This window comes from Amycolatopsis ponsaeliensis, from assembly GCF_030182635.1.
Lineage (GTDB): Bacteria > Actinomycetota > Actinomycetes > Mycobacteriales > Pseudonocardiaceae > Amycolatopsis > Amycolatopsis ponsaeliensis.
On the sequence record NZ_JAPZLD010000015.1, the window covers coordinates 176809 to 201521 of the forward strand.

Consider the following 24713-nt stretch of genomic DNA (forward strand, 5'->3'; position numbering starts at 1 on the left):
GGCCGTCGCTGTTTTCGGGGAAATATTTTGTCGGTGGCGGCGCTTACTGTGACAACGTGACCATCGCTCCGCCCTCCTCCCGTCAAGAGCTCCCACCCGCTGAGACCGTCGGCTGGGTCCGCCGGCTGTCCGCCGCGGCCTGGGAGCACCGCGCCGTCGTCGTGCTTTCGCTGCTCGCCGCCGTCTTCAGCGTCGGCGTCCAGGCCGCGAGCCCACTGCTGGTGCGCACGGCGGTCGACGACGCGGTGGCGGGGCAGACCGGGGCGCTGCCCGGGATCGCCGTCTTCCTGGTGGCGCTGCAGCTGGTCGCGTTCGGCACCGCGTTCCTGCGCCGGTACTTCGGCGGAAAGCTCGCCCTCGACGTCCAGCACGACCTTCGCCAGCGCGTCTTCAACGCGGTCTCGCGCCTCGACGGCGGCAAGCAGGACGCGCTGCGCACCGGTCAGGTCGTCTCGCGGGCCATCTCCGACCTGCAGCTGGTCACCGGGATCCTGATGCAGGTCCCGCTCTCGTTCGGTTCGGTGATCTTCGCGCTGCTGTCGTTCGCGGCGATGCTGTGGATGTCGCCGATGCTGACGCTGATCGCGCTGGTCGTCACGCCCGCGGTCGGCATCGTCATCGCCCGCAGCCGCAAGCGCCTCTTCCCGGCGACGTGGTCGGCGCAGCAGCGCGCGGCGGACGTCGCGCAGCAGGTCGAGGAGACCGTCACCGGCGTCCGCGTCGTGAAGGGGTTCGGCCAGGAAACGCGGGAGGTCTCGAAGCTCGAAGGGACCGCGCGCAAGCTGTTCGCGGAGCGGCTTCGCGCGGCGAAGCTGTCGGCGGTGCCGACGGCGACCACCGCGGCCCTGCCCGCCGCCGGCCAGGTCGCCGTGCTCGGCATCGGCGGTGTCTTCGCGCTGAACGGCTCGATCACCCTCGGCACCTTCCTCGCCTTCGCAACCTACCTCGCGACGCTGATCGGCCCGGCCCGGATGCTGTCAGGCCTGGTCGTGCAGGCCCAGCTGACCCGCGCCGGCGCCGAGCGCGTGTACGAGCTGATCGACGCGCAACCGGAGGTCGTCGACGCCCCCGACGCGCGCCCGCTGCCGGACGGGCCGCTCGGCGTGGAGCTGGACGACGTCCGGTTCGGCTACACGCGGACCGACCCGGTGCTCGCCGGGCTGTCGGTCACCGCGAACCCGGGCGAGACCCTCGCGCTGGTCGGCACCGCGGGCTCCGGGAAGTCGACGATCTCCCTGCTGCTGCCCCGGTTCTACGACGTCCACGCGGGCTCGGTGCGGGTCGGCGGCCTCGACGTCCGGGACGTCCCGCTGCGGCAGCTGCGGCAGGCGATCGGCGTGGTGTTCGAGGAGGCGTTCCTGTTCTCCTCGTCGATCCGGGACAACATCGCCTACGGCCGGCCGGACGCGAGCGACGAAGAGATCGTCGCGGCCGCGCGCGCCGCGGAGGCGGACGAGTTCATCCGCGCCCTCCCGGAGGGCTACGACACGCTGGTCGGCGAGCGCGGGCTGACGCTGTCGGGCGGGCAGCGGCAGCGGCTCGGGCTGGCCCGGGCGCTGATCACCGACCCGCGGATCCTGATCCTGGACGACGCGACGTCGGCCATCGACACCGTCACCGAGGCGGCGATCCACGACACGCTGCGCTCGGTCACCGCGAGCCGCACGACGCTGCTGATCGCGCACCGGCGCTCGACGCTCGCTCTGGCCGACCGGATCGCGGTGCTGGACGAGGGCCGCGTCGTCGACGTCGGCACCGAGGACGAGCTGATGGCGCGCTGCCCACTGTTCCGCGAGCTCGTCGCGGGCCCGGGCGACGACGTCGAGGAGAAGCACCGCTGCGAGGGCCTCGACTGCGGCCCGGCCGGGATCACGCGGGCGCTGTGGCCGCGCGACGACAGCCGGGACGAGGTCGACGACCTGGCCGACGCCGCTCGCCAGCGCAGCGGAAACCCGAACAGCAGCGGGTTCGTGGGCGGGGGCGGCGGCCTCGACGTGCCGCCGACGCCGGAGCTGATCGAAGGCGTGCGCAAGCTCCCGGCCGCGGCCGACGAGCCGCGGATGTCCGATGTGGACGTCACCGCGCCCGACCCCGGCTTCCGGCTGGCCCGGCTGCTGCGGCCGGTCCGCTGGCCCCTGGCACTGGTGATCGGGCTGGTGGCGGCGGACGCGCTGGCGTCGATCGCACTGCCGGGGCTGTACCAGTTCGGCGTCGACCACGGCGTCCGCGCGGGTGTGGAGTCGATGATCTGGCTGGCCGCCGGGATCGGCGCCGCGGTGATCGCGGCCGACTGGCTGGTGGTGTTCGCGCAGACCCGCCTGACCTCGCGGGTCGGCGAGACGGTGCTGTACGCGCTGCGCGTCCGCAGCTACGCGCACCTGCAGCGGCTCGGGCTCGACTACTACGAGCGCGAGCTGTCCGGGAAGATCATGACCCGGATGACGACGGACGTCGACGCGCTCTCGACGTTCCTGCAGACCGGCCTGGCCACCGCGGTGGTCAGCGCGCTGACGCTGGCCGGGATCACGGCGGCGCTGCTGATCACCGACGCCGGGCTGGCGCTGTTCGCGCTGGCGATGGTGCCGGTGCTGGCGGTGGCCACGGTGATCTTCCGGCGGGCCGCGTCGAAGGCTTACAACGAGGCGCGCGAGCGGGTCAGCCTCGTCAACGCGGACATGCAGGAGAACATGAGCGGCCTGCGCGTCGCCCAGGCGTACACGCGCGAAGACCGTTCCGCGGAAGCGTTCGCTTCACGCAGCGACGACTACCGGCGCTCGCGGCTGCGGGCGCAGCGGTACGTGGCGACGTACTTCCCGCTGGTGGCGCTGCTGTCCGACCTGGCGACCACGACGGTGCTGGTGGCGGGCGCGAACCGCGTCTCGACCGGGACGCTGTCGGCCGGCGTGCTGCTCGCGTTCCTGCTGTACCTGCAGCAGTTCTTCTCGCCGATCCAACAGCTGTCGTCGGTGTTCGACGGCTACCAGCAGGCCCGCGTCGGCCTGGACCGGATCGGTGACCTGCTGCGGACGCCGACGTCGGTGCCGGCGGCGGAGAACGCGGTGGCGACGCCCGAACGGCTGCGGGGCGAGGTGTCGTTCAAGGAGGTCGACTTCTCCTACACCGGCACCGAAGCGAAGGCGCTGGAACAGTTCTCGCTGGACGTCGCGGCCGGCGAGACGATCGCGCTGGTCGGCGCGACGGGCGCGGGCAAGTCGACGGCGGTGAAGCTGGTGGCGCGCTACTACGACGTCACCGGCGGCGAGGTCCGGATCGACGGCACGGACGTCCGCGAGTACGAGCTCGCCGGGCTGCGGCGCCGGATGGGCGTGGTGCCGCAGGAGGCGCACCTGTTCTCGGGCACGGTGGCGGACAACGTCCGCTACGGCCGCCCGGCGGCGTCCGACGCCGAGGTGGAGGCGGCGGTCCGCGCGGTGGGCGCGTTCGACGGCGTCGCGGCCCTGCCGGCGGGCTTCCTGCAGCCGGTGGGCGAACGCGGCCGGTCGCTGTCGGCGGGGCAGCGTCAGCTGGTGGCGCTCGCCCGGGCGGAACTGGTGGACCCGGACGTCCTGCTGCTCGACGAGGCGACGGCGGCCCTGGACCCCTCGACGGAGGCGGCGGTCCTGCGGGCGACGGAGCACGTGGCCCGCCGTCGCACGACGTTCGTGGTGGCCCACCGCCTGGCCACGGCGGCCCGCGCGGACCGCATCGTGGTCCTGGACCACGGCCGGATCGCGGAGACGGGAACCCACGACGAGCTCCTGGCCGCCAACGGCCTCTACGCCCGCCTCTGGTCCCTCGGCTGAACCCGTAACCCGCGTGACTGAACCCGGAACCGGTGTGATTGGGGCCGGAACTCGCGAGTTCCGGCTCCGATCACGCGACTTTCGTCTCCAATCACGCGGGTTACGGGCCTGGTCACCGCCAGGCTCGTGGCCGAGGTCACGCCGCGCTGGGAGCATGGCGGGCATGTTCGAAGAGAAGCGGGTCCCCGACCGGCAGGTTCGCGCGGCGCAGACCGGGACGACCGTCCGGGTCTACCAGGCCTGCTCGCCCGCGGTCGCCGACGCCGCGCTCGGGAAGCAGACGTTCGGGGAGCTGGACGGCACCACGTGGCTCGTGCCGTCGTTCCGCTGGGCGGCCTACGGCAGCGGCAACGGGAGCAAGCCCGGCCAGGAGCGCATCCTGGCCGTCGACCTCACCCGCGAGGGCTTCGAGCGGGCGCTGTCCCAGGTCGGCGGCGGCCGGGTGCTCGTCCAGTGGGACGCGGAGCGAGATCTCGACCACACGGCCCTGAACTTCGCCGCGATCCGGATCGGGCTGACCGGCGAAGCCACCGACCACTACGTGGACGAGTGGATCACCGCCATCACCGACGTCACACCCGTGATGCGCGACATCTCCGGCCTCCTGGCCACCGGCCAGCTCCACAAGGCGGTGAAGCTCGTCCCCCACGAGCCGCCGTACGAGCTACCGGCCGAACTCGCGGAGGCCATCGACGCGACGGGCTAGACCGACGCCCGCTCACCGACGAAAGGCTGCCACCGGGCGATGTTCAGGGCAGCGCCCGCCACTTCAGCGAGCCCATTCCCGCCGCCTCGACGTCCGGTCGCGAGGCCCACCGGACCGTCCCAGGCCGCACGTGGACCCCGGCCCCGACCAGCCAGTCCGGCTCGTCCGGCTCGACCCATTCCATCTCCTCGAAGTCGGCCAGGGTCGGCCAGACCGCCTGGCACGAGTCGCACCTCAGGACGACCGCGCCGGACTCCGTCACCAGCGGCCTGACCAGGCCCTGGTCCCAGAACGAAGGACATTCGACCAGCCACATCCGTCCAGTGGAACCCGCCGCGGTGAACGTCCCCGGACCACCGGGCGAACCCCGGCGAAAGAGCCCACGAACCCTGTACCGGGTACAGCGCTTAAGGTTCCCTTAGCACATCTTGATCGAGTCAGTGACCGATCCCCTAGTGCGCCACGCCTCACACAGGCCGGTTCCATCACAAGGCGGCCATCGAGGGGGTTAGCCTGGTAGGCGCATCAGCGGATTCATGATCGAGATCGAGACGGATAGAGGCGAGCCCAAGCCGTGTCCAGCAGCAGCCCTGCGTCACAGTTCGGCCCCAACGAGTGGCTGGTCGAAGAGATGTACGACCAGTTCCTCGCAGACCCCAGTTCAGTCGACGCCGCATGGCACGACTTCTTCGCGGACTTCAAGCCGACGCAGAACGCGCAGGCCAAGGCGGACAACGCCCGGCAGCAGGCCGAAGCCAAGCCGGCCACCAACGGCCAGGCGGCGCAGCCTTCTCCCAAGGCCGTGCAGAACGCGGAGTCGGCGGCCAAGCAGGCGGCGACCAAGCCGGCCCCGGCGGCCCCCGCGAAGACCGAGCCGAAGGCCGCGCCGAAGCCGGCCGTCGCCAAGGCGGAGCCGAAGGCCGAAGCGAAGAAGGACGAGCCGGAGTCGAAGCAGCTGCGCGGTGCCGCGGCAGCCATCGCGAAGAACATGGACGCCTCGCTGAGCGTCCCCACCGCGACCAGCGTGCGCGCGGTCCCGGCCAAGCTGATGGCCGACAACCGCATCGTCATCAACAACCACCTGAAGCGCACCCGCGGCGGCAAGATCTCCTTCACGCACCTCATCGGCTTCGCCATGGTGCGGGCGCTGAAGAACTACCCGAACCTGAACCGGCACTACCAGCAGATCGACGGCAAGCCGTTCGCGATCACGCCGGAGCACGTCAACTTCGGGCTCGCGATCGACATGAAGGGCAAGGACGGGTCCCGCAACCTCGTCGTCGCCTCGGTGAAGTCCGTCGAGGACATGTCGTTCCTGCAGTTCTGGCAGGCCTACGAGGACATCGTCAAGAAGGCCCGCAACAACAAGCTCACCGCGGACGACTTCGCCGGCACCACGATCTCGCTGACCAACCCGGGCGGCATCGGCACCAACCACTCGGTGCCCCGCCTGCAGGCCGGTCAGGGTGCCATCATCGGCGTCGGCGCCATGCAGTACCCGGCGGCGTTCGAGGGCACCAGCGAGAAGACGCTGGTCGACCTCGGCATCAGCAAGATCATGACGCTGACCTCGACGTACGACCACCGCATCATCCAAGGCGCGGAGTCCGGCGAGTTCCTCAAGCGCATCCACCAGCTGCTGCTCGGCGAAGACGGCTTCTACGACGACGTCTTCACCAGCCTGCGCCTGCCGTACGAGCCGATCCGCTGGGTCGCCGACATCCCCGAGGGCCCGGTCGACAAGACCGCCCGCGTGATCGAGCTCATCGACGCGTTCCGGATGCGCGGCCACCTGATGGCCGACACCGACCCGCTGAACTACCGCCAGCGCAGCCACGCCGACCTGGACGTCCTGTCCCACGGCCTGACGCTCTGGGACCTCGACCGCGAGTTCCCGGTCGGCGGCTTCGCCGGCCAGGAGCGGATGAAGCTGCGCGACATCCTCGGCGTGCTGCGCAACTCGTACTGCCGCACGGTCGGCATCGAGTACACGCACATCCTCGACCCCGAGGAGCGCCGCTGGATCCAGGAGCGCGTCGAGATCCCGCACGAGAAGCCGGACCCCGCGGTCCAGAAGTACGTGCTCTCGAAGCTGAACGCCGCCGAGGCGTTCGAGACGTTCCTGCAGACCAAGTACGTCGGCCAGAAGCGGTTCTCGCTCGAAGGCGGCGAGACGGCGATCCCGCTGCTCGACACGCTGCTGGACAAGGCCGCCGAGCACGAGCTCGACGAGGTCGTCATCGGCATGCCACACCGCGGCCGGCTGAACGTCCTGGCCAACATCGTCGGCAAGCCGATCTCGCAGATCTTCCAGGAGTTCGAGGGCAACCTCGACCCGGGCCAGGCGCACGGTTCCGGTGACGTGAAGTACCACCTCGGCGCCGAGGGCAAGTACTTCCGCATGTTCGGCGACGGCGAGACGAAGGTGTCGCTGACGGCGAACCCGTCGCACCTGGAGACCGTGGACCCGGTGCTCGAGGGCATCGTCCGCGCGAAGCAGGACCTCCTGGACAAGGGCGGCGAGGGCTACACCGTGCTGCCGGTCCTGATGCACGGCGACGCGGCCTTCGCGGGCCAGGGCGTCGTCGCCGAGACGCTGAACCTGTCGCTGCTGCGCGGGTACCGCACCGGCGGCACCGTGCACGTGATCGTCAACAACCAGGTCGGCTTCACGACCGCGCCGGAGCACTCGCGCTCGTCGCAGTACGCCACCGACGTCGCGAAGATGATCGGCTCGCCGATCTTCCACGTGAACGGCGACGACCCGGAGGCCGCCCACTGGGTGGCCAAGCTGGCCGTCGAGTACCGGCAGGCGTTCCACAAGGACGTCGTCATCGACCTGATCTGCTACCGCCGCCGCGGCCACAACGAGGGCGACGACCCCTCGATGACGCAGCCGGCGATGTACGACATCATCGACACGAAGCGTTCGGTGCGGAAGACCTACACCGAGTCGCTGATCGGCCGCGGGGACATCTCCGTCGAAGAGGCCGAAGCCGCGTTGCGCGACTTCTCGAGCCAGCTGGAGCACGTCTTCAACGAGGTCCGGGAGCTGGAGAAGCACCCGGCGAAGGCGAGCCCCTCGGTCGAGGAGGAGCAGCAGGTCCCGGCCAAGGTCGCGACGGCGATCACCACCGAGACACTGGAGCACATCGGCGACGCGTTCGTGAACGTGCCCGAGGGCTTCACGCCGCACCCGCGCGTCAAGCCGGTCATGGAGCGCCGCCACAAGATGTCCCGCGAAGGCGACATCGACTGGGCGTTCGGCGAGCTGCTGGCGTTCGGCTCGCTGGCGATGGAGGACCGTCTCGTCCGGCTGTCCGGCCAGGACTCCCGCCGCGGCACGTTCACGCAGCGGCACTCGGTGTTCATCGACCGCAAGACCGGCCAGGAGTACTCGCCGCTGCAGAACCTGGCCGACGGCCAGGGCCGCGTGATGATCTACGACTCGGCGCTGTCGGAGTACGCGGCCGTCGGCTTCGAGTACGGCTACTCGGTGGCCAACCCCGAGTCGCTGGTCATGTGGGAAGCGCAGTTCGGTGACTTCGTCAACGGCGCGCAGACCGTCATCGACGAGTACATCTCCTCCGGCGAGGCCAAGTGGGGCCAGCGCTCGGACGTCGTGCTGCTGCTGCCGCACGGCCACGAGGGCCAGGGCCCGGACCACACGTCCGGCCGCATCGAGCGGTTCCTCTCGCTGTGCGCGGAGGGCTCGATGACGGTGGCGGTGCCGTCCACCCCGGCGAACTACTTCCACCTGCTGCGCCGGCACGCCCTCGACGGCATCCAGCGCCCGCTGGTCGTCTTCACGCCGAAGTCGATGCTGCGCAACAAGGCCGCGACGTCGCCGACCGCCGACTTCACCGGCCAGAGCCGGTTCATGTCGGTCATCGACGACGTCACGCCGGACCCGTCGAAGATCCGCAAGGTGCTGCTGACCTCCGGGAAGCTGTACTGGGAGATGGTCGCGGAGCGGACCAAGCGCGAGGCGCACGACGTCGCGATCGTGCGGATCGAGCAGTACTACCCGCTGCCGAAGAAGAAGCTCGTGGCGGCGCTGGAGCGGTACACGAACGCGACCGAGGTCGCGTGGGTCCAGGAGGAGCCGGAGAACCAGGGCGCGTGGCCTTTCTTCGGCCTGAACCTGCCGCGGAAGTTCCCGGAGCTGCTCTCGGGCCTGCAGGTCGTGTCGCGCCGGCCGATGGCGGCGCCGTCGGCCGGCTCGTCGAAGGTGCACGAGGTGGAGCAGAAGGCGCTGATCTCGAAGGCGTTCGACTGATCGCTTGATGGCCCGCGAAGGCCGTCTTGAGTGACTAAGTTAAGTCACTCAAGACGGCCTTCACGGCTTTCGGGGGGAGTGTCAGCCGCCCGAGGTGATCGAGAACGGCGCCCAGTTCGCCGCCGCGCGGAAGGGCCGCTCCGCGTAGCCCGGGCCCAGCGCGCGCTGGCGGGCGACGTCCGCCGCCGCTTCTTCCGCGGGCACTTCCCGGAGCTGCTGACGCCGGTGCCGGCAGGCGGCGAACTCCTCGACGTTCCCCGCCGCCCGGTGCGCCACCGACAGCAGCGTGTAGGCCAGCGCCAGGTCCAGCTCTCCCGCGGCCACCCGCTCGACGACCCAGGTCAGCACCTCCCGGGCACTGGCCGCCGCGACGCGGCGCTGGGCGTCGGTCAACGCCGTGCTCACCGCTTCGAGCGACCAGTCGCCGTCCGCGCCGAGCCGGTCGTGGAACCAGAGCATGAGCACCGCCGTCGCGAGGTCCGGGACCGGCCGGAACGTGCTGACCAGCGCCGTCGCACCCGCGGCGAGCAGGGTGCTCGCGATGCCGGTCAGCTCGTCACCGGTCCGGACCCGGTGCTTGCCGCTCTGGCAGGAGCCGAGCACGACGAGCGCGCCCGACCAGTCCAGGGAGGCCAGCCGCGGCAGCGTCACCTGGTCCGGACCGGTGACGAGCTGACCGGCATCGCGAGCAGCAGGCCCGAGCGTTCGGGCCGGGCTTCGTCGAAGACGGCGTGACAGGCCAGGTGCACCAGGCGCGCGGTGCCGTCGAGGGCACCGGCGAGCCAGTCGAACGTCACCTCGCCGCCGTGCCGCGCTTCACCACCCAGCCGGGCCGCGACGCCGGCCGCCTCCGCCCGCGCGAACGGCAGATCGCCGAGCGGGTCGCCGCCGATGACCAGGGACTCCCGCCGCGCCCACGACCCGCTGTGCGCCGCGCGCAGCAGGGACGCGCTGGGCACCACGAACGTCCCGGGCCGTGGCTCGACACCGCCGTCTTCGCCGGGCACGAGGTGCAGCGACGCCAGGTGGAGCACGCCGTGCGGCGCGACGTACACGTCGGTGCGGACGTCCCCGACGAGCCGCGCCAGCCGCTGGTACACCGGCTGGGCGAGCAGGCGGTCGAGGCCGCGCGGGTCGTCCTCGTTCAGCAGCCGGGTGAATTCGGCGAGGTCCGGGTCGTCCGCCGGGACGACCAGCCGGACCCCGATCTCCCCGGCGGCCACCGTGAAGACGAAGACGCCCTTGCTGCCCGTGAAGAACTCGAGCAGCGTCCGTTCGCCGCGCAGCGAGAGCAGCGCGCGGACATCCGCGCTGGTCGACGGCGTCGCCATCCGGTGCAATCGGACATCGGCCGGGAGCCGGTCCCAGACGTCCTCGAGCCGGGCGCGGACGTCTTCGATCTCTTTGTCGACGGTGAAGAGCCGGGTGACGCGCTCGCGCGGCGAGAGCTCCTCGCCGACGGAGCGCGTGCGCAGCCGCACGAGCTGCTGCCACAGCTGCTCCTCCTCGGCCGCGAGCGGATCGTCCACGACCGGCGGCCGGTCGCGCACGGCGTCGAGCAGAGCACGGGACTTCGCGGCCTGCACCAGTTCGAAGGCCCGTTCGGCGTGCCCGAGGTCGATCGCGACCTCGACGGCCTGCGCGTACGGCGGCTCGACGTACACACCGAACCGGCCGGTCTCCCCGACGTCGACAGCATCGCGCCGCAGCTCCGAATGGGCCGCGCAGGCGCGTTCCAGCCGCTGCAGCGTCTCCTCGGTCCACCGGCCGTCCCGGAAGGCGAGCCCGCCGAGCACGGTGTTGACGACGAACGCCAGCGCGACGTCCGGAGTCTCCGTCAACGCCGCTTCGAGCCGCGTGGCGATCTCCGCGGCCTCGTCGCTCTTCCCCTGCCGGAACAGGAAGTGCATCAGCCGGGCGCGCCGGCTCGCGAACCGTCCCGGCATGTCCTCGGCCGACCGCTGCCCGGACGCGGCGAACCGCCGCAGGTACCGCTCCTCCAGCTCGACGGCGCCGTGCTCAGCCGCGATCCCGGCGGCGACGCCGTCGAGGACACCGCCGTCGACGGCGCTCGCGAGCTCTTCACGCTGCGACTCCGTCAGCTCGACGCCGGGCAGCCGCTCGGCCTCCCGGTCGCGGACGAACGCCTGCAGGCCGCGGGCCCGCGCCAGGAGTTCGAGGGCCCGCTGCGGCGGGACGTTCTCGAACCGCCGGCTCAGGCTGCACTGGTTGACCAGGGCGGTCAGCTCGCGCCGGGCGTCGCCGAGCTGGTTCGCGTACTGCTTCGCGCGTTCCAGGTTCTGCCACGCCGTTTCGTGGTCGCCGGTCTCCATGTACAGGTACCCGAGGCCGTTCCAGACCCGCGGCAGGCAGTGGACCGCGCCGAGGTGGTCCCACGCCGCCTCGGCCTGCCGGAGGAGACGCTCGGCGTCGGCGTACCGGTGCCGGCCCAGCAACTCTTCGCCCTGCTGGATGGCGTCGGACGCGGTCTTCGCGAGGAGCCCGATCTCGAGTGCGGCGTCGGCGGGGTGATCCGCGGCGAACTTCTCCTCAGTCCGCTGTTCGATCCGGCGCACCATCTGCTCGTGCCCGGTCGTGTAGCGCTCGACGTCGACGTCGGCGTGCAACCGGAGGACGAGGTCGTGGGCCTCGACGAAGGCCCGCGTCGCGGCTTCGGCGTCGATCTTGCGGGCACGCAAGGCGAGGTTGTGCAGGGCCACGAACTCGTCGTAGCGCGCGCCGGCTTCGCGGAACATCGTCACGGCTTCGCGCGTCTTCGCGACGGACTCTTCGAGACGGCCCTGCCGGCGCAGCTCTTCGGCGAGGTTGTCGGTCGTGATGGCCCGCAGCGCCGGCCCCTGCCCCGGGACGGCCAGCGCCTCCTCGTACCGCTCGACGGCCCGCGGGTCGCCACGCCGGGACAGCACCATCGCGTGGTTCTGCAGGGCGGCCCGGTACCCGTCGGCGTCCCCCGACGCCTGGGCCGCCTTGACGGCTTCGGCGAGGTACTCGTCCGCTTCGGGCAGCCGTTCGTCGGCCAGTTCCACCAGGCCGAGCCCTTCGAGCGCGGCACTGGCCGCGTTGAGGTCCTCGAGGTCCCGGGCGACCTGGAAGGCCAGGGCGTACGCCTTCCGGGCGTCGTCGAACTGCCGCGCCAGGCGCGCGGCCTGGCCCAGAAGCCGGTAGAACGCGAACACGGCCAGCCGGTCGGCGGAGTCGGCCTCCGCGAGCTCGAGCCCGCTCATCAAGGCCCCGTAGGCGTCCTGGTGGCGGCCCTCGCCCAGGAGCCCGTGGACGTGCTGGATCAGGCCCAGCAGCTGCAGGTCCGCTTCGGTCGGCTCGGTCACGCTCCGGCCGCCCGGAGGATCGCGACCGGGTCGTCGACGACGGGAGCCGCCGCGAGCTCGGTCGTCGTGCCGCGGTACTCCGCCAGCTCCAGGTCCGAGAAGCGCTCGACCAGCTCGCCGTACAGCCGCTGGTACTCGGCGAAGAGGATTTCCTGCTGGGGCTGGGTCAGGTCGTCGGTGAAGATCGCCCCCGCGGTCTTGCGCCAGGCGCGCTGGGCGGCGCCGAGCTCACCCGCGATCACCTGTTCCTTCGTCCGCTCCCACAGCGGGTAGAAGGCGAGCTTGCGGTAGTCGTCGCGCTCGGTCTTCGCCTCGACGCTGACCAGGATGAAGTCGTGCTCGGTGTAGGGCACGAGGGTGACGCCGTCGTCGAGGAGCCGGTGCAGCCGCCCGTCGGAAACGCGCAGCGACGCCAGCTCCGCCGCCGACGTCGTCGTGCGCGGCCGTCGCATCACGCAGTAGTTCAGCGGCTCGAAGCCCCGCTGCCACGACCGGTAGGCGCCGACGCGGAGTTCGACGTCCGGGGACTCGAGGAACGACTCGATGCCGCGGATCAGCGACGACGCGAGCGGCACGGCACCGGCGAGCCCGCCGAACCCGACGGCCGAGGCGACGTCTTCGACGACCTTCAGCGAGCGCGCGATCCAGTCGGTGGTCTTGGCCCGGAACAGCGCGACCAGCAGGCTGACCTCGTCGCCTTCGTACGGGACCGGCCCGGCGACCCGGACGTTGGCGATCTCGACAGCGTCGTCGGCGCCGGTGACCTGGAACCGGCGCGCGAGCTCGGCGCTGCTGAGCACCGTGGGCACCGCGACGGTGTTCCCCTTGTGGGCGAACTCGGTGACGATTGTCCCGAAGGGCAGGTACTCGCGCCACAGCTCGCGGGCGCGGGTCAGCCACATCTGCTGCAGCCGGACTTCGAGGTAGACCTGGCCGGGCGCGAACTCCGGCACCGGCCCGGTGTCCACCGACGGAACCTGCACGGCGACGATGCCCTCGGCCTCCCGCTTGACGACGCGGTCGACCAGCTCCCGAATCCCCATTGTTTCCCCTCGTCCGGCTCAGGCCGAGTCTAGGGCGCACGGGCGAAATCGGCTTTCGCCCGCGGCCGGTTCGGGGCAAGGTGGCGGCCATGCTGATCCGCCGCGAGACGCCCGCCGACCGGACCACCGTGTACGCGATCCACAGCGAGGCGTTCCGGCGCGAACCCGGCGTCACCCCGGTCGAAGCGCCGCTGGTCGACGAGCTGCGCGCGGACGGCGACCTGCTCGACGCGCTGTCGCTGGTGGCCGTCCGCGACGGCGAGCTCGCCGGGCACGTGTGCTGCAGCCGGGCCCGCGTCGGCGAGGACACGACGTCGGCCGTGGGGCTGGGGCCGCTCGGCGTGCTGCCGGGGCATCAGGCCGCCGGCGTCGGATCGGCGCTGGTGCACGCCGTGCTCGGCGCGGCGGACGCGCTCGGGTACGGCGTGGTCGTCCTGCTCGGCAGCCCGGCGTACTACGGGCGATTCGGCTTCGTCACGGCGTCGACGCTCTCGATCACGGCGCCGGATCCGGCCTGGGGCAAGCACTTCCAGGCCCGCACGCTCACCGGCTACAAACCCACGCAGGCGGGCGCGTTCGAATACGCGCCGGCGTTCTCCCGGATCTGAGGAGCTTCGCATGTACGCACCGAGTTCGTCCGTCGGCGTCCGGATCAACCGCGAGCAGCCACCGGCCAGGCTGGTCGAGCTGGCGCGCCAGGCGGAGGCCGCGGGTCTCGACGAGGTCTGGCTGGTCGAAGACTGCTTCTGGGCGGCGGGGATCGCGACAGTGGCCACGGCGCTGGCGGCGACGTCGACGACCAAGGTGGGCATCGGGGTCCTGCCGGCGGTGGCCCGCAACCCGGCGATCGCGGCGATGGAGCTGGCCGCGCTGGCGGAGCTGCACCCGGGCCGGCTGATCGGCGGGCTGGGGCACGGGGTGGCGTCGTGGATGCGCCAGATCGGCGCCTATCCGGCTTCGCCGCTGGCAGCTTTGGAGGAGACTCTGGTGGCGGTCCGCCGGCTGCTGGCGGGCGACCGGGTGACCGCGCAGGGCCGGCATGTCACGCTGGACGAGGTGGAACTCGTGTTTCCGCCGGCTGAGGTGCCGCCGGTGCTGGCCGGCGTACGTCGCCCGAAGTCCCTTGCGGTGGCGGGTTCCTCCGCGGACGGGACGATCCTGGCGGAGCCGTCACCGCCGGAGTTCGTGCGGACGGCTCTCTCCGGGATCGCCGCCGGACGTTCCGCGGAGGGCGCGCCCGACCATCATGCGGTGGTGACGTACAACTGGCTGGCGTTGGGCGACCTCGAGCGCGCGCGGACGACGGTGGCGGAGTCGTTGACGCCTGGGTCTCGGGTGCAGGTGGAGGGTCTGCCGTTCGCTTCGGAGCTGCTGGAGCTGGTCGACTCGGCGTCCACTGTGGACGAACTGGCGGCCGGGCTGCGGCCGGAGTGGATCTCCCGGTTGGCCGTGTGCGGGGATCTCGATCAGTGCGTCGCCGCGGTGCGTTCGCTGCACGAGGCCGGGAGCGGGTCGGTGGTGCTGCTGCCGCTGCCGGAGGAGCCGCCGGAGCGAGGCATCGAGGACGCGGGCCGGGTCGCGGCCGCCTTACGTCGTTAGCCGGCCTCGAGGACGAAGAACAGGAAACCCAGGAAGGCTCCGGAAGGAAATCTCGCTAGCTCGTCGGGGAAGAGTTCGCGGGCTTTCGGCGCGAAGGGCGGTTCGCTGATCACAGCGGTGCGGAAGCCGGCCGCGGTGAAGGCGTCGGTCATCGCGTGCAGCGGCCGGTGCCAGAAGGTGAGCACGGCCTTCTGGCCGCTGAAGACGTACTCGTCGGACCACTTGCTGGTCGCGAAGTAGTCGCCCTCGGGATGGACCAACTTGTGGAGCAGCGGGTGGTTGACAGCCATGATCAGCCTGCCGCCGGGTCTGAGCACGCGCCGGAGTTCGGCCAGCGGCGCGGCCCAGTCCTCCAGGTAGTGCAGGACCAGGGCGGCGACGACGTCGTCGAACGCGCCGTCGGGATACGAGAGCGGCTCGCCCAGGTCAGCGACTTGCAGCTCGGCGCCGGAGCCGAGCTTTCGGCGAGCCGACTCGACCATCCCGGCGCTGGAGTCGAAGCCGGTCACGACGGCCCCGCGATCCCGCAGCGCGGCGAACAGGGGGCCGGAGCCACAGCCCGCGTCGAGGATCCGCCGCCCGGCGACGTCCCCCGCCAGGCCCAAGATGGCGGGCAGCGTGTAGTAGGCGTTCATGAGGCTGGTCTCGTTCTCGGCCGCGTACGCCTCGGCGAAGCTGTCGTAGTCGGTGGTCACGTGATCCATCATGGCAATGCGCCGGAGGCCGAAAACAAGTTCGCCGGGCGCGGCCCGCGTGTCAGGATCGGCTCATGCCGGTCGACCCGCACCTCCTCCTGGCCTTCGTCCTCACCACCATCGTCGCGATGGTCACCCCGGGCCCGGACATGCTCTTCATCCTCGGCTGCGGCATGCGCGGCGGCCCGAAAGCCGGGCTTCTCGCCACCGCCGGGGTCGCCACCAGCGAAGCCATCCACGTCACCGTCGCCGCGGCCGGGCTGGCCGCGCTCTTCGCCGCCGTTCCCGTCGCCTTCACCGGCGTCAAGATCGCCGGCGCCGCTTACCTCATCTACCTCGGCGTCCAAGCTATCCGGAACCGTAAGCCGCTCGTGGAAAAACCCGCCGACCGCGCCTACCTCAGCGGCCTGCTGACCAACCTGCTCAACCCGAAGATGGTCACCTTCACCATCGCCTTCCTCCCGCAGTTCATCGACCCGGGACGAGGGCACGTCTGGCTGCAGTTCGCGATCCTCGGCGCGATCATGATCGTGTTCGAGTTCCTCGTCGACGGCGCCGTCGGCGTGCTCGCCGGCCGCATCGGCGGGTGGGTGCGCCGGAAGAAGAACCAGCGCCGGATCGAGGTCGCCACCGGTGGCATCTTCATCGGCCTCGGCGTCCGGCTGGCCCTCGACTGACCGGGGGGTAGTGCCTGCGCTACCCCGAAGCGGGCGGCCGGCCCCAGGGTGGCGAGCCCGCGCCCCGGCCAATATCCCTTCCATGACCAGGAACCGGAAAACCACGGCCGTCCTCGCCGTCGCGGCGATCGCGACCGGAACGCTCTTCGCCCCCACCACCGCCGATGCCGCCCAGCCGGACCCCGTCCGCGCCCTGACCCAGGCGGCGCATCCCCTGCGCACCACCGAACCCGGCCGGGACACCGCCGACCTGCGGGCCCTGGGCGCGATGATCGGCGACGCCCAAGTGACCGGCCTCGGCGAAGCGACCCACGGCTCCCACGAGTTCTTCGCCATGAAGGAGCGGCTCTTCCGCTACCTCGTCGAGCAGAAGGGCTTCACCACCTTCGCGCTCGAAATGAGCTGGTCCGCGGGACTCGAGATCGACGAGTTCCTCCAGACCGGCGTCGGTGACGCGCGCACGGTCGCCAAGGCCGCGCTCGCCGGCTCGCCGTGGGACCGCGAGGAGTTCGTCCACCTCATCGAGTGGATGCGCGACTACAACCGCCACCACCCCGGCCGCACCGTCCACTTCCTCGGCGACGACCTCAGTGCCCCGACCGTGGACGACGAGTTCTTCGGCCGGGTGACCGGCTACGTCCAGCGGACCCACCCCGAATCGCTCGCCCGGCTCAACGAGCTCTACACCGGCCTGCGCCCGATCGACGACGTCTACGCCTACCTCGCCAAGCCGCTCGCGGAGCGGCAACGGCTCGCGGCCCAAGCCCAGGAAGCCCTCGAGCTGGTGCAAAGCCTCGGCGACGACTGGGTGGCGCAGGACGCCCGGTCCATCGCCCAGACCGCGAAGTTCCTCACGATCGACCTCGCCGACCCGGCCTCGGTGGCGAACTCCCAGCGCTTCCGAGACGAGGTCATGGCGCAGAACGTCGTCTGGTGGCAACGCCACACCGGCGCCAAGATCCTGCTGTCGGCCCACAACGGCCACGTCGGCTACATCTCCGGTGATCCCGGGCGGTACCCCAAGACGCAGGGCTCGTTCCTGCGCGACACACTCGGCGCGAACTACGTCGCCACCGGCTTCACCTTCGACCGCGGTTCGTTCCTCTCGCAGGACGAAGCCGGTACCTGGCAGAAGTTCACGGTCGGCGCCGCCGGCCCCGGATCGAACGAGTACACCCTCGACCAGGTCCGGTACCAGGACTACTACCTCGACATGCGGACCGCCCCGGCCGCGGCGCGCGCGTGGCTGGACGTCCCCCGCCCGACCTACGACATCGGGACGGGGTTCCCCGTCGACCCGGCGGACATCGCGCTCGCGCGGTCCTACGACCTGCTCATCCACCTGCACGACGTGCACGAAGCGGCGATCGCTAAGCCTTGAGGTTGTTGCGGGCCAGGAAGTCTTCGGCGATGTCGAGGGGGTTGCGCTTCTCCTCGGTGAACTCGACGTTCAGCCGGGTCAGCTGGTCGGTGGTCAGCGCCGCCGACACCCGGTTCAGCGCCGCGGCTTCCTGTTCCGACAGCGTTCCCTTCGCGACCAGGGGCACGATGTTCTGCGCCGGGAACATGTTCTTGTCGTCGACCAGCGGCACGAACCCGTTCGCCGCGATCGTCGACGACGTGCTGAACAGGTCCGCCACCTGGACGTCACCCGACTTCAGCGCCGCCACCGTCACCGGGCCGCCCGTGTCGGTCGTGCGGATCTCCTTGAACTCGCAGCCGTAGAGCTTCTTGATCTGGTCCTTCCAGCGGCTGCTCCATTGACCCGGCCCGCCGAACACCAGCTCGCCGCAGCGTTTCCCCAGGTCGGAGAACGTCTTGACGCCCGACGACGCCAGCTGCGCCCCGACGACCAGGAGGTCCTTGTCCTCGGCCGGCGCCTGGTCCAGGACCTCGAACCCCGCGGGGATCTTCTGGCGAAGCTGCGCGTAGACGTCCTGAGACGTCGTCGCGGACGTCTCCTTGTCGAAGTACCGCAACAGGTTCCCGCTGTAGTCCGGCACCACCGACAGCGACTTGTCCTGCAGCGCCTTGACGACGACCTCGCGGCTGCCGACCGGCGGCCGCACGGTCACGTTCGCCGCCCCCGCGTTCTTCAGCGCGCCGGCGTAGATCTGGGCCAGCAGCAGGCTTTCCCCGACGTCGGACGCGCCGATGATGATGTCGCCGTTCGAACCACCTTCGCCACCGCCCGCCAGCGGGTTGCCGCAGCCGGCCACCAGGACCAAGGCGGCAGCCACGAGACCGAGCCGCTTCATGCCGCCACCTTCTTGCCGGTCGCCGCCGCGGTCGCGAGCCGGACGCCCCGGGGCACGAGAGCCCGGTTCAGCAACGCGAAAAGCACGTCCAGGACGATCGCGAGCAACGTCGTCAGCAACGCACCCGCGATGACTTCGGAATAGTCCAAAATGGCCAGTCCGTCGAGCAGGAATCGGCCCAGGCCACCGAGTCCGACGTACGCGGCCACCGCGGCGGTCGCCACGAGCTGGAGCACGGCGTTGCGGATGCCGCCGAGCACGAGCGGCAGCGAGATCGGCACCTCGACCTTCCAGAGCCGCTGCCAGCCGGTCATCCCGACGCCCTCGGCGGCGTCGACCACGCCGTGGTCGGTCGCCTGCAGCCCGGCGTACGTGCCGGCCAGGATCGGCGGCACGGCCAGCACGACGAGCCCGATGATCGTCGAGGTGACGCTTTCGGTGAAGAGCAGGAACAGGAACGTCACGAGCCCCAGCGTCGGCAGCGCGCGGATCGCGTTGCCCGCGCTCACCAAAGCGACGCCGCCGCGTCCGGTGTGGCCGACGAACAGTCCCAACGGGACAGCGATGACCAACGCGATCACCAGCGACAAAGCGGTGTAGCCGAGGTGTTCCAGCAGTCGCTGCGGGATGCCGTCCGGGCCCGACCAGTGGGCCGGGTCGCCGAACCAGTGGAAGAGGTCGGTGATCATGCGACGGCCACCCCCGTGCTCCCGGCCCGTTCCCACGGTGTCAGGAGGTTCCGGATTCCCACCAGGACCAGGTCGACGACCAGCGCGAGCAGCAAGGTCAGCACGATGCCGACGACGATCGGCGAGAAGTACTCGCGCTGGAACCCGTCGGTGAAGAGCACCCCGAGGCCGCCGGTGCCGATCAGCGCGCCGACGCTGACCAGGCTGATGTTGCTGACCGACGCCACCCGCACGCCGGCCGCGAGGACCGGGACCGACAGCGGCAGTTCGACGGCGAAGAACTTGCGCACGGGCTTGTACCCGACGGCGGTGGCCGCGGCGATCACCGACGGCGCCACGGCGTCCAGCGCGTCGAGCACCGGACGCACCAGCAGCGCCGTGGTGTAGATCGTCAGCGCGACGACGACGTTGATGCTGTCCAGGATCTTCGACCCGATGAGGCCGGGGATGACGACGAACAACGCCAGCGACGGGATCGTGTAGAGCAGGTTGGCCAGCACCATCAGCACCTGCCGGGCCGGCCGCCAGCGGTGGCCGAGCCAGCCGGCCGCGATCGCGAGGACGATGCCCAGTACCAGCGGGAGCAGCGCCAGGTAGACGTGGTCGCCCAGGTCACCGAGGACCTCGACGCGCGTGTTCCCGCTGCTCAGGTACTGCCCGAGCTCGTCGAAGAAGCTCATGACGCCTGGGGCGTCGCCTCGATCACGTCCAGGACCTGTCTCGCGACGACGCCGCCGAGCACGCGGTGGTCTTCGTCGACGACCACGCCGAGGCTGGCCGGCGAGGACAGCGCGGCGTCGAGCGCCCCGCGGATCGGCGTCCCGTGGGTCCACAGTGAACCGCCGGCGACGAGGTCGTCTTCGGACAGTGTGCCGTCCACTGTGGAGTTCGGCCGCAGCCAGCCGCGGGGTTGCTTGTCGGCGTTGACACCCAGCCGCCAGCCGTCGCTCGCGGACACCGCCGAGCCGATCTCGACCAGCTCGATCTCCTTCACCTCGACGCCCTCGGCGGAGAGGAAGGAGAGGCCGCGGTAGCCGCGGTCCCGGCCGACGAACGACGCGACGAAGTCGTCCACCGGGTGGCGCAGCACGTCGGAGGGCGTGCCGTACTGGGCGAGCTTGCCGCCGACGCGCATCACCGCGACCTTGTCGCCGAGCCGGACGGCCTCGTCGATGTCGTGGGTGACGAACACGATCGTCTTGCCCAGCTGCGACTGCAGCCGCAGCAGCTCGTTCTGCAGGTCCTCGCGCACGATCGGGTCGACCGCGGAGAACGGCTCGTCCATCAGCAGCACCGGCGAGTCCGCGGCGAGCGCGCGGGCGACGCCGACGCGCTGCTGCTGGCCGCCCGAGAGCTGGGCCGGGTACCGCTTGCCGAGCTCGACCGGCAGGCCGATGGTCTCGAGCAGCTCGGCGGCCCGCTTGCGCGCCTTCGCCTTGTCCCAGCCCGACAGCAGGGGCACGGTGGCGATGTTGTCCAGCACCGTCCTATGTGGAAAGAGGCCGGCGTGCTGGATGACGTAGCCGATGCCGCGGCGCAGCAGCGCCGGGTCGCCCTCGGCGACGTCCTTGCCGTCCAGCAGCACCTGGCCGCCGGTGGGCTCGACCATCCGGTTGATCATCCGCAGCGACGTCGTCTTGCCGCAGCCGGACGGGCCGACGAACACGGTGATCGTGCCGTCCTCGACCGTCAGGTTCAGCTTGTCGACGGCGACCGTCCCATCGGGATACTGCTTGGTCACGTCGCGGAATTCGATCGTCACTTGCCCACTCCCCATGTCCGGTCCGATCGACCGTAGCCGAGTTGGCGACGGTTGGCACGGTGTTCCGGCAGGTGGTGACTACGCTGAGAGCCCGTGACTGCACTCGACGACATCCTCGCCAAGCACGGCGTCGGCGTCCGCCCGCTGTACCGCGTCATCGACCTGCTGCGGACCGGTGACCACGACCTCGGCGAGCTGGTGCGGCTGAGCGCGGCGCCGCGACGCAGCGTCGAGGACGTCCTCACCGCCTTGGGTGACGACCTCGACCGCAGCGGCGACCGGCTGCGGCTCTCCCCCGGCGTCGCGGCGTCGTACCTGCAGTACAGCGCGCCCCGCTACGCCGACCCGCTCGACGAAGCCGTCGCGACGCACGAATTGCTGCCGAAGGTCGCCGAGTGGGTCGCGGAGGTGCCGTCGCCGCTGGCCGCGCTCGACCACGTGCAGGCCACGCCGGAGACGGTGCTGCGCCGCGCGCTGTGGCTGGACGCCCGGTACGACCTGGCGTCGGCGAACCTGCTGTTCCTCGGCGACCACGACCTGACGTCGCTGGCGGTGCACGCAGTCTGCCCGGCGGCGTCGCTGACGGTCGTCGACCTCGACGAGCGCGTGCTGGCCTACCTCGACGACCGCGGCGGGCGCGAGATCGCCACCGCCCACGCGGACCTGCGCATCGGCCTGCCGCCGGCCTTCGGCGGCGCCTTCGACCTGGTGTTCAGCGATCCGCCGTACACGCCCGAGGGCATGGGCCTGTTCGCGGCGCGCGGGGTGCAGGCGCTGCGGGAGCCGTCCGAAGGCCGGCTGCTGTTCGCGTACGGCTACAGCCCGCGGCACCCGGCGCTGGGCGCGCAGGTGCAGCGGTCACTGGCCACGCTCGGGCTGACGTTCGAGGCGATCCTGCCGGACTTCAACCGCTACTTCGGGGCGCAGGCGATCGGCAGCGCGGCGGACCTGTACGTCTGCCAGCCGACGGCGAAGGCCAAGAAGATGCGTGGCACCAAGGGGAAGTCCGCGATCTACACGCACGGGCCGCAGTCGGTGGAGGCGGCCGGGACGAAGCCGGCGCTGCTGGAGAAGCTGAAGGAGATCGCCGTCTCGGGCGGGCTTTCCCCGGAGACGCGGCCGGTGGACTGGTCGATTTCGGGGCCCGAGGGCGACGCCGTCGCGATGGACCTCACGGCCGACCCGGGGCCGTGGCTGCTGCGCACCCTGCTGGGCACGAACGCCCGCCGGCTGGCGCTGCTGGTGCCGAACGCGCACCCGGACCTGGCGGACGAGCGGTCCCAGACGTCGCTGGCGGAGCTGGTCCGGGGGAAGTACACCCTGCGGTACCTGCGCAGCACGCCGGACAACCGGCACGCGGTGGTGGTCGCGGACGCGGTGGAGCAGCAGGACGAGGTCCTGACCCGCGCCCACGCCCGCCTGGCGAACGTCGCCCTGGACGTCCCCGAGGACCTGGTGAACCTGCGCCTGGTCGACGTCCCGAGGCACCGCCTCGCCGAACTCCTCTGACATGCCATGAGGGGCACCTTCATGGCTCTAAAAGCCATGAAGGTGCCCCTCATGGACAACGTCAGGCCGTGACGCCGTCCGCCTCCGCGGCCTTCGCCACCGCGGCCGCGACCTCGGGGGCGACGCGGGGGTCGAGCGGGCTCGGGACGATGCGGTCCGGGCCCAGGTCGTCCATCGCCACCGACACGATCGCCTCGGCGGCCGCCAGCTTCATGTTCTCCGTGATCGCCCGCGCACCCGAGTCCAGGGCACCGCGGAAGACGCCCGGGAACGCCAGCACGTTGTTGATCTGGTTCGGGAAGTCGCTGCGCCCGGTGGCCACGATCGACGCGTAGCGCGCGGCGACCTCCGGGTGCACCTCCGGGTCCGGGTTGGACAGTGCGAACACGATGCCGCCGCCCGCCATCCGGCCGAGCAGCGTCTCGTCGATCGTCGCGCCGGACAGGCCCAGGAACACGTCCGCGCCTTCGAGCGCCTCCGCCAGCCCGCCCTGGAGACCCGCCTTGTTCGTCTCCGAAGCCAGGCGCGCCTTGATCGGGTTCAGGCCGTCGCGGCCGGGGTGGATGATGCCGCGCGAGTCGAGGACGGTGACGTCGCCGATGCCGGCCTCCTGCAGGATCCGCGCGCACGCGACGCCCGCCGCGCCGGCGCCGGAGACGACGACGCGCTGGTCGGCGATCGCCCGGTCGAGGACCAGGTTGGCGCCGCGCAGGGCGGCCAGCGTGACGATCGCCGTGCCGTGCTGGTCGTCGTGCATGACCGGGCAGTCCAGCGCCTGCTTGAGCTTGTCCTCCAGCTCGAAGCACCGCGGCGCGGAGATGTCCTCCAGGTTGACCGCGCCGAAGGACGGTCGCAGCCGCACCAGCGTCTCGACGATCTCGTCGACGTCGGTGGTGTCGAGCACCAGCGGGATCGAGTCGAGCCCGCCGAAGGTCTTGAACAGGACCGACTTGCCCTCCATGACCGGCAGCGACGCGCTCGCGCCGATGTCGCCGAGGCCCAGCACCGCCGTCCCGTCGCTCACCACGACGACGAGCCGGTCCGCCCACGTGTACCGCTTGGCCTTGGCCGCGTCCTCGGCGATCGCGCGGCTCACCTTCGCCACACCCGGGGTGTACGCGATCGAAAGGTCACGCGGGCTGGAAATCGGGCGGGTGGCCGCCACCGAGAGCTTGCCGCCCTCGTGCCCGGTGAAGATCTCTTCGTCGGTGACCGGTGCTGGCGCGCCGGTGGGGTCGCTCATGGGGATTCCTGTCGTCGTTTCCGTCATTCCCCCAGTGGGAATGACGGAACTCGCGGATCGGACTTGGGTCACTGGAATTTCTCCTGGGCATGCGAGCTGGGACCACGGTCTGCAGGGGAATCCGTGGGTGAGTGAGGCTCATTCAGACGTCGCCCGGCGCTAACCGGCCTGCGGTGCGAACCACCGGCAGCTGCGCCGAGCTGATCCGAATGAGCCTCATCCCGGCACGGCAGCCCAGCGCGGTAGCGCCGGCCTGTCGGCGAGGCGTCACGTCGGCCATCGGTGCCGTGGGTCTGGCGATGGCCGCGGACGCGGCGGTCCAGTCATTGTGACAGGTCTTGTCCGGGAGGGGACCCCTCGGTGCGGCTGACGTCACACCGGACCCCTATTCCCGGCAATTGCCAAGACGTCCGTTCGGTTTTTTAACCGCCCGATATGGTGACGCCATGGAATTCCGCCGGCTGAGCGTCCCGGACGCCTTCGAGTTCTCCCCCCGGGCGTTCCCCGACGAGCGGGGCCTGTTCGTCGCCCCCTTCCAGGAGGATGTCCTGCGCGAGGCGACCGGGCACCCCCTGCGGCTGGCCCAGGCGAACCACAGCGTGTCCCGGCGCGGCGCGATCCGCGGCATCCACTTCGCCGACACGCCTCCCGGCCAGGCGAAGTACATCTACTGCGCCCGCGGCTCGCTGCTCGACGTCGTCGTGGACATCCGCGTCGGTTCGCCGAGCTTCGGGACCTGGGACGCCGTCCGGCTCGACGCGGACCGGTTCAACTCCGCCTACCTCGCCGAGGGCCTCGGGCACGGCTTCATCGCCCTCGAGGACGACACGGTGATGGCCTACCTGTGCTCCGAGCCGTACAACCCGACGGGCGAGCACGGCATCACCCCGCTCGACCCGGAACTGGGCCTGCCCTGGCCCGCGGACATCGAGCCGATCCTGTCCGAGAAGGACCGCACCGCGCCCACGCTGGCCGAGGCCCAGGAGCAGGGGCTGCTGCCGTCCTACCAGGACTGCGTCGCCTACTACGACAAGCTGCGCTCGGCGCACTGAGCACCGCACCACCGGGTCCGCGTGACCCCTTGCGTAGTTAGTAAGCGCGCA

19 protein-coding genes are annotated in these 24713 nt (G+C 71.1%); 9 read left to right on the forward strand and 10 right to left on the reverse strand.

The genetic code is table 11. The features are described from left to right. Positions 1–56 precede the first annotated feature (56 nt). Together QQ657_RS23385 and QQ657_RS23390 are read left to right on the forward strand one after the other, a co-directional pair. Complete coding sequence (locus tag QQ657_RS23385; protein WP_284744352.1) at positions 57–3803, forward strand: ABC transporter ATP-binding protein; 3747 nt, start codon at positions 57–59, stop codon at positions 3801–3803. Positions 3804–3966: 163 nt separating this feature from the next. Next, positions 3967–4509 (forward strand): DUF4291 family protein, encoded by a 543-nt coding sequence (locus tag QQ657_RS23390; RefSeq protein WP_284744353.1) that lies wholly within the window; start codon positions 3967–3969, stop codon positions 4507–4509. Between the two features lie 43 nt (positions 4510–4552). Here QQ657_RS23390 and QQ657_RS23395 read toward each other — a convergent pair whose 3' ends face one another. Continuing rightward, the gene (locus QQ657_RS23395) at positions 4553–4825 is read right to left on the reverse strand and encodes a hypothetical protein (RefSeq protein ID WP_284744354.1); all 273 of its coding nucleotides are present in this window, start codon (positions 4823–4825) and stop codon (positions 4553–4555) included. 258 nt (positions 4826–5083) lie between these two features. On the opposite strand from QQ657_RS23395, the gene QQ657_RS23400 reads away from it, so the two are divergent. Continuing rightward, a complete protein-coding gene (locus QQ657_RS23400) occupies positions 5084–8788 on the forward strand; it encodes a multifunctional oxoglutarate decarboxylase/oxoglutarate dehydrogenase thiamine pyrophosphate-binding subunit/dihydrolipoyllysine-residue succinyltransferase subunit (RefSeq protein ID WP_284744355.1) in 3705 nt (1234 codons plus the stop codon). An 81-nt stretch (positions 8789–8869) separates the two neighbouring features. Here QQ657_RS23400 and QQ657_RS23405 read toward each other — a convergent pair whose 3' ends face one another. From QQ657_RS23405 to QQ657_RS23415, 3 genes are read right to left on the reverse strand one after another with little or no spacing between them, the layout of a single operon-like run. After that, complete coding sequence (locus QQ657_RS23405) at positions 8870–9439, reverse strand: CHAT domain-containing protein (RefSeq protein WP_284744356.1); 570 nt, start codon at positions 9437–9439, stop codon at positions 8870–8872. Further along, complete coding sequence (locus QQ657_RS23410; RefSeq protein WP_284744357.1) at positions 9436–12135, reverse strand: CHAT domain-containing protein; 2700 nt, start codon at positions 12133–12135, stop codon at positions 9436–9438. Before QQ657_RS23410 ends, QQ657_RS23405 begins: the two co-directional genes overlap by 4 nt. After that, entirely contained in the window at positions 12132–13178 is a 1047-nt protein-coding gene (locus QQ657_RS23415) for a hypothetical protein (protein ID WP_284744358.1), read from the reverse strand. The genes QQ657_RS23410 and QQ657_RS23415 overlap by 4 nt, the downstream gene beginning before the upstream one ends. A gap of 89 nt (positions 13179–13267) precedes the next feature. Between QQ657_RS23415 and QQ657_RS23420 the strand changes: the two genes are divergently transcribed. Beyond that, positions 13268–13786: a GNAT family N-acetyltransferase gene (locus tag QQ657_RS23420; protein ID WP_284744359.1), complete on the forward strand. Its 519-nt coding sequence runs from the start codon at positions 13268–13270 to the stop codon at positions 13784–13786. Positions 13787–13796: 10 nt separating this feature from the next. Continuing rightward, positions 13797–14777, forward strand: a complete 981-nt coding sequence (locus tag QQ657_RS23425) for an LLM class flavin-dependent oxidoreductase (protein WP_284744360.1) — start codon at positions 13797–13799, stop codon at positions 14775–14777. Here QQ657_RS23425 and QQ657_RS23430 read toward each other — a convergent pair. Next, a complete protein-coding gene (locus tag QQ657_RS23430) occupies positions 14774–15481 on the reverse strand; it encodes a class I SAM-dependent methyltransferase (RefSeq protein ID WP_434056769.1) in 708 nt (235 codons plus the stop codon). The genes QQ657_RS23425 and QQ657_RS23430 overlap by 4 nt on opposite strands. Before the next feature lie 65 nt (positions 15482–15546). Between QQ657_RS23430 and QQ657_RS23435 the strand changes: the two genes are divergently transcribed. Then, complete coding sequence (locus QQ657_RS23435) at positions 15547–16149, forward strand: LysE family translocator (RefSeq protein WP_284744361.1); 603 nt, start codon at positions 15547–15549, stop codon at positions 16147–16149. 82 nt (positions 16150–16231) lie between these two features. After that, positions 16232–17530, forward strand: coding sequence for an erythromycin esterase family protein (locus QQ657_RS23440; protein ID WP_284744362.1), 1299 nt, complete (start codon positions 16232–16234; stop codon positions 17528–17530). Here the strand turns inward: QQ657_RS23440 and QQ657_RS23445 are convergent. Genes QQ657_RS23445 through QQ657_RS23460 form a run of 4 tightly spaced genes read right to left on the reverse strand, consistent with a single transcriptional unit; the run spans position 17520 to position 20858 of the window. Next, positions 17520–18407, reverse strand: a complete 888-nt coding sequence (locus tag QQ657_RS23445) for an ABC transporter substrate-binding protein (protein WP_284744363.1) — start codon at positions 18405–18407, stop codon at positions 17520–17522. The genes QQ657_RS23440 and QQ657_RS23445 overlap by 11 nt on opposite strands. Next, on the reverse strand, positions 18404–19096 hold the full coding sequence (locus QQ657_RS23450) for an ABC transporter permease (RefSeq protein ID WP_284744364.1): 693 nt from the start codon (positions 19094–19096) through the stop codon (positions 18404–18406). The genes QQ657_RS23445 and QQ657_RS23450 overlap by 4 nt, the downstream gene beginning before the upstream one ends. Next, positions 19093–19776, reverse strand: coding sequence for an ABC transporter permease (locus QQ657_RS23455; RefSeq protein ID WP_284744365.1), 684 nt, complete (start codon positions 19774–19776; stop codon positions 19093–19095). Before QQ657_RS23455 ends, QQ657_RS23450 begins: the two co-directional genes overlap by 4 nt. Continuing rightward, on the reverse strand, positions 19773–20858 hold the full coding sequence (locus QQ657_RS23460; protein ID WP_284744366.1) for an ABC transporter ATP-binding protein: 1086 nt from the start codon (positions 20856–20858) through the stop codon (positions 19773–19775). The genes QQ657_RS23455 and QQ657_RS23460 overlap by 4 nt, the downstream gene beginning before the upstream one ends. A gap of 93 nt (positions 20859–20951) precedes the next feature. On the opposite strand from QQ657_RS23460, the gene QQ657_RS23465 reads away from it, so the two are divergent. Next, the gene (locus QQ657_RS23465) at positions 20952–22367 is read left to right on the forward strand and encodes a bis-aminopropyl spermidine synthase family protein (protein WP_284744367.1); all 1416 of its coding nucleotides are present in this window, start codon (positions 20952–20954) and stop codon (positions 22365–22367) included. Positions 22368–22428: 61 nt separating this feature from the next. On the opposite strand, the gene QQ657_RS23470 is transcribed toward QQ657_RS23465, so the two are convergent. Next, positions 22429–23610 (reverse strand): NAD(P)-dependent malic enzyme, encoded by a 1182-nt coding sequence (locus tag QQ657_RS23470; protein WP_284744368.1) that lies wholly within the window; start codon positions 23608–23610, stop codon positions 22429–22431. Positions 23611–24056: 446 nt separating this feature from the next. On the opposite strand from QQ657_RS23470, the gene QQ657_RS23475 reads away from it, so the two are divergent. Next, positions 24057–24662, forward strand: a complete 606-nt coding sequence (locus QQ657_RS23475) for a dTDP-4-dehydrorhamnose 3,5-epimerase family protein (protein ID WP_284744369.1) — start codon at positions 24057–24059, stop codon at positions 24660–24662. Positions 24663–24713 lie beyond the last annotated feature (51 nt).